This window comes from Corynebacterium sp. HMSC06G04 (assembly GCF_001807365.1).
Classification (GTDB): domain Bacteria; phylum Actinomycetota; class Actinomycetes; order Mycobacteriales; family Mycobacteriaceae; genus Corynebacterium; species Corynebacterium simulans.
Genome location: NZ_KV788592.1, coordinates 1 through 9,796, shown reverse-complemented (window position 1 = coordinate 9,796; position 9,796 = coordinate 1). Strand labels below are relative to the sequence as shown.

Annotated in this window: 8 protein-coding genes and 1 pseudogene; 2 read left to right on the top strand and 7 right to left on the bottom strand. The window is 50.4% G+C overall.

Annotation, left to right across the window (positions count from 1 at the left end):
* Window positions 1–37 precede the first annotated feature (37 nt).
* Window positions 38–1,215 (top strand): annotated as a pseudogene (locus HMPREF3158_RS13080) (IS3 family transposase); the annotation flags it as partial.
* 407 nt (window positions 1,216–1,622) lie between these two features.
* On the opposite strand, the gene HMPREF3158_RS12660 reads toward HMPREF3158_RS13080, so the two are convergent.
* From HMPREF3158_RS12660 to HMPREF3158_RS01570, 3 genes are all read right to left on the bottom strand, one after another.
* Window positions 1,623–1,940: a hypothetical protein gene (locus HMPREF3158_RS12660; protein WP_141740970.1), complete on the bottom strand. Its 318-nt coding sequence runs from the start codon at window positions 1,938–1,940 to the stop codon at window positions 1,623–1,625.
* Window positions 1,937–2,602, bottom strand: a complete 666-nt coding sequence (locus tag HMPREF3158_RS12655; RefSeq protein ID WP_141740969.1) for a hypothetical protein — start codon at window positions 2,600–2,602, stop codon at window positions 1,937–1,939. The genes HMPREF3158_RS12660 and HMPREF3158_RS12655 overlap by 4 nt, the downstream gene beginning before the upstream one ends.
* 433 nt (window positions 2,603–3,035) lie before the next feature.
* Complete coding sequence (locus tag HMPREF3158_RS01570; protein ID WP_168161739.1) at window positions 3,036–4,415, bottom strand: ABC transporter ATP-binding protein; 1,380 nt, start codon at window positions 4,413–4,415, stop codon at window positions 3,036–3,038.
* Window positions 4,416–4,502: 87 nt separating this feature from the next.
* Between HMPREF3158_RS01570 and HMPREF3158_RS12650 the strand changes: the two genes are divergently transcribed.
* Window positions 4,503–4,829, top strand: a complete 327-nt coding sequence (locus HMPREF3158_RS12650; protein ID WP_168161738.1) for a hypothetical protein — start codon at window positions 4,503–4,505, stop codon at window positions 4,827–4,829.
* 655 nt (window positions 4,830–5,484) lie between these two features.
* Here the strand turns inward: HMPREF3158_RS12650 and HMPREF3158_RS01555 are convergent.
* The 4 genes from HMPREF3158_RS01555 to HMPREF3158_RS01540 all read right to left on the bottom strand — a co-directional run bounded on the left by HMPREF3158_RS01555 (window position 5,485) and on the right by HMPREF3158_RS01540 (window position 9,297).
* Window positions 5,485–6,597 carry a hypothetical protein gene (locus tag HMPREF3158_RS01555; protein WP_070497053.1) on the bottom strand — a complete coding sequence of 371 codons (1,113 nt, stop codon included), beginning with the start codon at window positions 6,595–6,597 and terminating at the stop codon, window positions 5,485–5,487.
* On the bottom strand, window positions 6,590–7,756 hold the full coding sequence (locus HMPREF3158_RS01550; protein ID WP_141740967.1) for a hypothetical protein: 1,167 nt from the start codon (window positions 7,754–7,756) through the stop codon (window positions 6,590–6,592). The genes HMPREF3158_RS01555 and HMPREF3158_RS01550 overlap by 8 nt, the downstream gene beginning before the upstream one ends.
* Window positions 7,757–7,799: 43 nt before the next feature.
* Window positions 7,800–8,582: a hypothetical protein gene (locus HMPREF3158_RS01545; RefSeq protein ID WP_141740966.1), complete on the bottom strand. Its 783-nt coding sequence runs from the start codon at window positions 8,580–8,582 to the stop codon at window positions 7,800–7,802.
* Between the two features lie 61 nt (window positions 8,583–8,643).
* Entirely contained in the window at window positions 8,644–9,297 is a 654-nt protein-coding gene (locus HMPREF3158_RS01540) for an ABC transporter ATP-binding protein (RefSeq protein WP_062036393.1), read from the bottom strand.
* Window positions 9,298–9,796 lie beyond the last annotated feature (499 nt).

Below are 9,796 nucleotides of genomic sequence, written 5' to 3'. Positions count from 1 at the left end.
GATATCAGGTGTCCACCACATGGGGGTCAGGTCCAACATGCCAAAGAAGTTTGATCAGGAGGCGAAGGACCGTATGGTCCGTCTTGTAGAGGATCGTATTCTGGCGGAGAATATTTCGACGCAGGAAGCGTGCAAGATAGTGGCGCCGAAACTGGGCGTGTCGTGGCACACAGCCCGGCAGTGGACGCAGGCTGCTCGTCGTGAAGGACGCGTTGTCGATCCGATGCCTGAGGATCTGGCTGCGGAGAATGCACGGTTACGCCGTGAGAGTCAAGAGCTGCGGGATACCAACGAGCTATTGAAGGCTGCCTCGGCTTTTTCGCGTCGGAACTCGACCCGAGACGTCGGAAATGATCCGGTTCATTGATGAGTATCGGAGTCGTTTCTGCGTCGAGTTCATCTGCCAGACGTTAAACATCCATCGTGAAGGCGGCTTTTTACTTCGCGTGGGTACCGCCAGTCTAAAGCCCGGGGCTTAAGCGCTCGCAGTCTTCGCGACGCTGTTTTCGTGGAGCACATTCGTGACGTTCATGCTGAGAATTACGGCGTCTACGGGGTCCGGAAGATATGGCGCGTACTGCGCCGCCAGGGCATTGACAGTGGCCGCGAGCACACAGCCCGGCTGATGCGCAGCGCTGGGCTGTCCGGCAAGGGCAAAAGGTGGGGCACCAATCACAACGCGCAAACCCAAGGGCCCGGATCTTGGCCCTGATTTGGTGAATCGTGAGTTCAAGGCCCCTGGCCCCAATCGGCTGTGGGTGGCGGACATTACTTATGTGCGCACCAGGAAAGGCTTCGCGTACACCGCGTTCGTGACCGATGTGTACTCCCGGAGGATTGTTGGATGGGCGTTGTCTGATTCGATGCGCACCGAGGCGCTGCCGTTGCAAGCACTCAACCAAGCAATTGTGTGCGCTAAGGAAACAACGGGCTTGGTTCACCATTCAGACCACGGCTGATAAGCAATATGTGAGCATCGTCTACAACGAGCGCTTGGCTGAGCACGGAATCGCAGCGTCCACTGGGGCGGTGGGCGACTCTTATGACAATGTTTTGGCTGAGAATGTCAACGGCTCCTACAAGAATGAGCTGATTCGTAGACGCTCGTGGAACGATGTCGTTGATGTGGAAATCGCGACGTTCGAGTGGGTGAATTGGTGGAACGAATCACGGCTCCACCAGAGCCTGGGCTACCGCACGCCGGCTGAAGTCGAAGCCAAATCTTGGGAACACCACCCCAGTCAAGAAATAATGGAAATTAAGGCAAATGCCTGGGAACAAAACCCGGGGCACTTCACTTCTGGGCTCTCGCCGGTCAACCCCCGGCTGCGGTACCAACTACCCGCGCTCAGCACCCAGGTAGGAAGCGGGAAACGGGGCGATGCCAATGAAGGATACGAGATTCAAAGCCGCTGCCGGAATCGTCCAGGGATTGGCGAAACTGTCAGGATGAAGGAAAAAATTTGCTGCCACTGCCAGGATTCCGATGAGCCCAGTCCACTAGGGCAGAGGGGAAGGTGATTGCGTTAGCTTAGCCCACGTGCTTATCAATGATACTGGCTTTCTAGACATTTGTTTCCCGAAATTTGTCAGCGCTCGCAATCAGCATAATGGCACGTCAGCTAAGCTTCTAGGGACACTTCAAACACGGGGGTGTAATACTCCAGCACGGTAGGGCTAGAGTTTGTGCAAACCCCATTCACTTCAACCCATTCAGTCCACTCTGATTCGCTCTGATCTGGATAGCTCCGGCGTGCGATAATGATTCGGCACTCGATATCCTGTTCAGAAAATTTAGTAATAACGTATTGAGCTAGTGCCTCATCAAAGTGGCTCCCCTCGATTTCTGTAAGTAGATTCCGAGTAAAACGTTTTTGCCGTTTACTTATAGGTGAAGGGATTCTAAAAGAATAAGGGTCAACTCGCAGGCCTTCTTTCATGATCTATCTCTTTCTTTTAACCAGGTTACCATCCGATGATGAACGCCATCTGTCGATAAGCATGCGTAACCATGGGATGTCCCCCCTACTTGAATTAGAGTCACATCTCCTCGCTCTGACATGGTTCGTAAGAAAAACCCCCACGCGTCCAAGAATGGGGTCGAAGGATTGAGATCTTGTGTTCCATGACAAACAAGCAAGTGGTGGCGGTTATCGACCGTGACCCCCCTCCAGTCGAACCAGGGGGGAGTGGGATTCAGTGAGGTTTCTAAACTTGGCGAAAGGGTAATAGAAAACGGGCTACCAAATGGTGTTCGGGCACGATCGAAACAAGCTGATACCACCACAGCGTTGATCGGGGTATCGAGGGTGTTGTTCAGCATGAGCCTGATTACACCGCAGCTTTCGCTAACCCCTATCATGTTGACGGAAATTGTGGCTCCCACTGGCTTAGGCTCCTGTATTTTAATAAGCCTCTCCATAATGGCGTTAGCGCACTTTGTTGCCACGGAGGCTGAGGAGAGCGAGGAACTCGGCAGGCTAATGATACATGGTCTGACCATGATCTCATCGTGGCCATCTTTTTCAGTATCGATAAATTTAATATCAGGGTCATCTTCAGAAGTGAAACCCGCAAATGAAATTATAAATAATTCAATCATCTTTTTTCCAGCAACTTTTTAGACATGTCGTCCATTGTGACAACTTCAATATCGTTATCTCTTGTTGTATCTGCTACGCAATAACCACTCAAGAGTAGATCGTTAGTTCTATGGTCAACGATATCTACAAGCATGCTGCGGGACACTTGAGACAAAACATTATTTATCGTTGATGTTCTAGCGTCAAGTTCTATGAAACTGGGTATGGCGGCATGTTTGTTTTGTCGCAAGGAAACGAGTTTCCCGTTCCATTTCCACGGTCCGTACGGGTCTGGAAGGTGGGAGCTAGTGCATAACAATGCAGAGGTGGTTAGACGTTTTTCGCTATCAGGACTGGAAGCTATCTCCATAAAGTCATTGATAAACCTGTCACTCACCCAGCTATTTGTCTCGGTAAAAAAAGAATAAGAAAGAACCCTGAAAAAAGGTAGCATTAATCCCCTCTGAATTCTATGGTTTGAGCGGGTCGGTCGATTACGCCACCTTGGTGGCTAACCTCTATGAAGGACTTTTTTAATGAAAGGTCGGAGAGCAGTTGCTGGGCACATTTCACATTGTCTTCGTCGAGACCATTTAATGGTTCGTCTAGTGCTATGACCAAGGGCTTCCCAATGATTGCCCGAGCCAGGGATATTCTGCGAGCTTGGCCCCCGGATATATCGGCGCCATTTCCGTCAATGAGCGCCTGTGAGCCACCTCGATCCTGAAGTTCTGAAGTGATGCCAAGGGCGTCTAGAAACTTGTCGACTTCTGCGGGAGATATATCCCGCCCCATTGCCACGTTCTCTGCGATCGTGCCATCTAGGAAGGCATTGGCTTGGGGGCAGTATCCTACTTGACCAGAAAATTTTCTATCTAGGTCGAGGATGGCAGATTTTAGATACGTACTTTTTCCGCTACCAGACGGCCCGGTTAGTCTGACTAGGCTGTTTGGGGATTCGAGCATTTCGTGGCAGTCACGCACCGGTTGAAAATCTCTTCTACGGAACAGCGAACCAAGCGTCTCTCGTGCTAGGGTTCCTCTCTTCACGATCTCGAAGCAGTCTCCTAGGCTCGATAGTGGGCGAGCGACTAGCGAAGCAAAGGTCATTACAGCCACTGTTGATGCAACATCATCCTGTTGGTCGAAGTAGAGGTACCAGAGAAGGATGAAAGCGGGTGAAAGATGGTTGATCAGAGAGGGGACGAACGTCGCGATACTGGAATAGCAAGATTGACGGACTGAAGTTCGAAAATAACTGTTACCGCTGTCCCGTGTTCGCTGATTCGCCCACGACTCGGTGGCAGCAGCTTCTACAACATCTGCGAAATCAGGGACAAAACGTTGACGCATTGTTTTTGAGAAATGGGCAAGGCAGTCCATGTTCTCCCGCCAAGCTAGAGAGGATTTTCCGGCCAACCATTTGGAGCTGAGGATTGCGCATAAGGATGTCGTGCTGATGATGACCATAGCGTTGACTGTCATATCGTCAAGGACAACAAATGCGCCCGTGAATGCCGCGATCGATGACAGGATGGTGTTTGGCAAGCTCCGCCATGTGTCAATAAGGGTGCCTCCATCGTTCATTAACCGGGATTGAAGTTTATCTGGATCAGGCCGCGCCGCTCCTCGTGAGGACAGTACTTCTAAGGCAGTGGAGAACATGGAGCTTAAATGAACGATGTTTGCTTTCAACGTGACGAGCTGTCCGATGAACAGTGAGGCAGGACCGGCGACAGTGAATGCGATGAACAAGATGATGTCCTCGGTGTCCAGGTTTCCTTGGGCGTACCCGCCTAAAGCCAGCTCCAAGCCTTTAGCTGGAAGTACCATTAAGAGACCTTGGAGGAAAGACACTCCCCAACTAAATATCACCCAGGTCAGCGCTGACTTTCCTAAGCCGAAGGTCCAAGAAACAGGTTGGCCGAAATGTTGTTCTCCCGTTTTTCTCTGTCCCATTTACCTTTGCCCCTTCGCAAGGAACCCGATGATCTCGGTGATGCCATTCAGCTGTCGGCTTTGAGGGGGCGCGGAGTTCTCATGGAAATAGACCAACGCAGTAGGAAAACTGGCAATCCGGTGAGCGCGAGCCAAGTCACTGTGTTTTTCATCCTCAAAGACGAGTGGGACGAAGAAGTCTCGATCCTCGATAATGCTCTTCAACACACGGCAGGAGTTGCATCCCTGCTGTGTGAGAATGGTGATTTCGGAGACCCCTTCGAAATCTATTTCCCGGTCATCGGGTAAAGAATGCTTAAATTTAGGCGGTCTAGATGTTCGCTTACGCTGCCACATGATTAGAATGAAACCGCCTGCCAGCAGTCCTAACAAGACCGAACCGGTTGAACGTGAAGGATCCGTCACCAATATCGATACTAGGTTTGTAGACGAAATAATGGCTAGTAGCGAGAGATGTAATTTGTCGATACTATTTTCGGATATTCCGAAACAATTACACTGTGTCCCACGGAGTAGAGAAGCAACCGTCAACAATGCTAGGAAATAGAGTCCTATCAGCAAGTTTGAGTAGGGAAACGGAATCCATACCCCAATCCCTATGACAATGAACTCTGTCAGGATTACTAACCAGTCAGCGATTTCTAACCCGGCTAACTTAGTTTGTCCCGTCCGAATTGTTATATTTGCCCAGAGCTTCTTTATCGCTGAGATCGCAAGAATTACTATGCCTGCGGTCAGTACGACAGAAGGCATGCTAGTCAACGCCGTCATTGGATCCACCGTTCGATTTCCTCTCTCACCTCAGGCGAAACCCACTGACTGATGTTTTGTTCGCGCGTAAGGGGGGACTCCATTGCTTTTACCTCTAAGTAAACTTCATGGGGAATTTCATAGATTTCCCACTGGGAGAGGCTAAAAAGGAAAAAATTCTCCTCGTTTTTTGCTACGCTCGCTTTTTTAGCCACAACTCCAACTCCAGACTCCGAAAAATAAAAAAGCTCTCCTGTGCTACATTTCGGGGGTTTTTAAAGGTTTCCCCCAGCAGATCTTCATCAATGATGCCTTCGGAAATGAGATATCCGCCGCGTAGTTCGGAGAAGATGCGCGGAGAGTTGGACATGACGAAATGATGCTCTTCTTGGCTCCGTGTCGCAGAACCAGTTACGCCATTGAGCGCATGGCCCGAAAATCCGACCGGAACTTTCGTTACAATGTTTCGAAAACTGTCATATCTCATCCGAGAATAATCAGGCGTGCCAATAACTGATTTCAAGAAGTGTTCATCGGTGACCGCGAAATCGAGGACGTGCCCCATTCCCAACGCCACTTTCTGAAGGATGGTCAAGCGGGGATTCATTTTTTCCCACACGACGGCGCTCGCCATTTTAGGAAGTTCTTTGAGAGCGCTGGTCCAAATAGCAGTGGAGCGTAACGCTTCTTCTTGACATAATTTGAGAGCCGAATCAGTCCAGAAGGTCGGCATCCGGAACGACGTACGCCCTCCGAGCGGGGTATCGTCGCTAGAACTATTAGCTTCGCTTGTTTGTCCCGAATTTCTTTTTGTTCCGAGCGTTCTTCTTTGAAGAAGCTCTATCACGGATGGCTTGTAACGATCTTGCGTACTGATAGACAAGAGCCCCCGAACTCCAAGAAATGAAATGAGACGATGCTCGTCTTCCCTGGCCAAACGACTAATTGCTAAAATGGAACCGTCTTCCCGATAATTCATAGGAAAATCTGCGAGGGAAAAAGCTGTTGAGTTAAGCCATTCCTCTATTCTGATTCCGCGATGGTTCACAGACCGATTGGCGAGACTGAAACCTGTCGAGACGCCACCTGGGTTAGAAGACACCAAGAACAGGGATTTCCGTTCTGCTGCCCAGGCGTCGATGGATCGCTTGTTGATCACCCTCCGGCGCGGGGTTGAGTCTTCAATATGGGAGATACCTTCTTCCACTAACGCCGAAATCATCTCCAGGTCACTTAGCTCAGGATGAGTGACCTTGTCGGTAGTGCGAAGCCCCACCAGCTGGACTAACCATGCGGGGTTAATCATATGCGCCATCCGTTCTGCGAATCTGAATCTCGGTGATGATGGGTACTGCAATGACGTAAGCCGCCAATATCCCTAGTGCATGGGGAGTGAAAGCATCCCATGGATTTAGGCTTGATACTTGCGCGACTGCAGCGGCTAGAACAGTGCCACCGATACAACCAAATAGCACGAAGGGAAGCGTAAGACTGATAGTTTCGATGCGGATCAGCTTCTTGGCCACTGCATGTTGAACTCCACGTAAAGTGAGAACCTTAATTAGCTTGGCCCGGTCTCTGATCGCTGCAATAGCGATTCCGCTCACTGCAGCTAGACCGAAGAGCAGAATACTGAGTGTCAACGCAGATGCCGCTTCACGGTACCCGGATGACATTGCAGAGTTGACATTGTCGATTCTTTCCTGCGATGTCAATCCGGTCTGGGTTTGTGTGACTGCAGACAAGACAACGTCAGGAGGAAGTTGTTCCAGATCCGCGTATAGATATCTGCCTGCACTGTTGATTTCATTATTGGACGTTGAAATGAGAATTTCCGTGAGTCCAGGAACTTCTTGGATTTGTAATGGCGGCAGTTGTAGCTCGGTATCCGTGGCTGGGATAACAAATTGAGGGGATAAGGCTGCTGAATCCGTTCCCTCTGGGATCAGCAATGATTCGGAGTCATTGGCTGGGCATTTAGGGTCGTCAGTGGCCAGCTCTGCATATTCATAGCAGGGCATAACGAACGCGTTTACTGAACGTTGGTTCTCTCTCATAATCCGGCCTTGGCCAAAAGTTCCCATTATTCCCGGTGCAGCAAATTCTTCGTAGGCATCTTTAAAATTGGCGTCATTGCGAAGAGCTCCCCAGTGAATTCCCTGCTTCCAGTAACTCGTCCCCGAACTTACTTGCCCTAGTCCGGCGTTTGCTAAACCAACTGTCACAGTGGATACGGCGCAAATGCAGAATAAGAGCACCACGCTCAAACCTATGGAAGTGGAACGGTAGCGAAGGGAGGACGAGATTAGAGTTCCCTGGATCCCTCCGCCGAAGAGCTTTTCATAACACCAGCCAGCACTGATAGCGAGAAAAGGTGCAAGATACACTAATCCAGCAATGATAGGGAGGAAAGCTAGAGGGACCAAGATTGGTAGGGAAAATATCTCGGAGAAGATGACCATCACGAATGCTAGAACTATGCCAGCCGGAAAGGCGACTAATCGCCATTTATACAGTTTCCGCAAAGAGCTTCATCCTCCTCAGATACGTCGCCACCCCGACCATGAGGGTGATGAGAACACCACAGCTAAACGCTCCTATTAGACCCGCGAGAGCATCTTCGGGGAGGAACCCACGGCCTTCCCAGATAACTCTTTCGAGAATGCGAGATACGAGATACAGGGGCACGGCTGAAAATACAACGCTGATGAGGAGGCCGGCCAGAGGCGCAGCCGACAACAGGATGGCCGCAGTCCCTTTTTTCGCTCCTCGAAGGGTAAGAATGCGAGCAGTTTCTGCCCACTTAGGGTCGAAAATCTTGGAAACATTCCAAAAACACACCAAGCAGGGAATCACAACAACAATTAGATAGACTAGAACTATGTACATGACGGTCTGATCTACCGTGGGTGCTGAATCCTTGGTCACAGTGTCACTACTTTCCATCGATTCATCTGTGGGCATAACAATGTTTACCGTTCGGGAGTCCGTGACCGCTGTATCTTTGAGTGAGGAAGTACAGTCCAGAGCTTCCGTGTAGTGAATGAACCTGATAGGAGCGTTGTCTCCTGCTCCTGTGGCGCAGTCGAAAGGCTGCGTCTGATCCTGAAAAGGAATTTTATTGAGTCGATCAGTAGTAACGGATGTCAGTTCCAGAACCCCGTCGCCGGAAGCGATTGACCATGTCGACAAGTTCTGCTGGTTAGCGGTATCATCCGGAGATTGCCAGTGGGTACGTTCATCTGCATTAGCAAGCATCATTATTCCCATGAGTGGGAGAAGAATGATCACTAGCAGCGCTAGGTTAAAGAAACCTACGACGAAAACTTCGCTTGTATTCCGCTTTGCTAAGTCACCGAGATACACGAGAACCACCGATCTCGTAGACGGCGGAGGCATTTCTGGTTACTCGGGCATCGTGAGTAACCACTACCACCGGGATCTGGAACTGCTGAGCTAGCTCTAGAAATAGATCCATCACAGTCCTGGCAGCTTCATCGTCGAGGCTGGAAGTTGGTTCATCCGCAGCAATTAGTGAGGGGCGGTTAGCGAGTGCACACCCAATACTGATGCGCTGACGTTCGCCTCCTGAGAGAGAGCTCGGGTGACGGTCTTCATACGATCTCATGTTTAATCGTGTGAGAATTTCCCTCGCTGTAATGAAACTCTGCTTTCTCCCCCCTCTGGACATCTCAGCAATTAGCCGGATATTATCGCGGCAGGTCAAATCCTCTATTAGATGGTTCTCTTGATCTACCACGCCAATATTCTTGAGACGAAAGTCTCGGCGTTTTTGCTCAGGATACTTTGAGTAGTCCTTTCCTGAGAGTGAGATCGTTCCAGAGTCTGGTTGGTCGATTCCTATGATGCATCTAAGCAGGGTAGTCTTGCCACTTCCGGAAGGTCCAGTGATAGCAATTAATTCGCCCTGGCCAACGGAAAGGTTAACCTTATCTAGGATAGATTTCCCCGAAATGCTCCTGCTGATGTCGCTAACTTCTAGCATGTGTTCCGTACTCCTAAAATAAATAGTGTGTCGCCGATATCGGCGACACACTATTCCGTCTTTCTTTTACACGCAGACGCAGCGCAGATCGAGGAATCCCTCGCAGTAACCGCCGGCAGAGTTGTAGTTGTCTCGACAGTAAGCCGCACAGCGGCCTTCCGAAGGGCAGCCACAGCATTCTGCCGGAGCGGTGGTGGCGTGCAGGTTTAGGTTCCGGGCGGACTCAGTAGACTCAGTGCGAAGTGCGAATCCAGGCATCATTTCTCCTTCTTATCTGGAGCACAGCTGGTTTGCTATGCACTGTAGATGTTAGAGGAACTTGTTCGATCGCCAGGGCAAAAGAAGGAAACAGGATACAAAAGTCACCACCCCTTCGAGGGGTTGAAGAAAGAGCAAGAAAACGGGCTGGGCCGTCGAAGTAGCCGAGGATGCGCGTATAGACGAGTTGGACGGCATGGGGCCTGGCCCCCGGAAAGTGGACACGTCGGGGGTTAGCTAT

Coding starts and splice junctions, on each gene's coding strand:
- HMPREF3158_RS01555 (WP_070497053.1), bottom strand. CDS start 6,597: ATGATTAACCCCGCATGGTTAGTCCAGCTGGTGGGGCTTCGCACTACC.
- HMPREF3158_RS12660 (WP_141740970.1), bottom strand. CDS start 1,940: ATGAAAGAAGGCCTGCGAGTTGACCCTTATTCTTTTAGAATCCCTTCA.
- HMPREF3158_RS01570 (WP_168161739.1), bottom strand. CDS start 4,415: ATGGTACTTCCAGCTAAAGGCTTGGAGCTGGCTTTAGGCGGGTACGCC.
- HMPREF3158_RS01540 (WP_062036393.1), bottom strand. CDS start 9,297: ATGCTAGAAGTTAGCGACATCAGCAGGAGCATTTCGGGGAAATCTATC.
- HMPREF3158_RS12655 (WP_141740969.1), bottom strand. CDS start 2,602: ATGATTGAATTATTTATAATTTCATTTGCGGGTTTCACTTCTGAAGAT.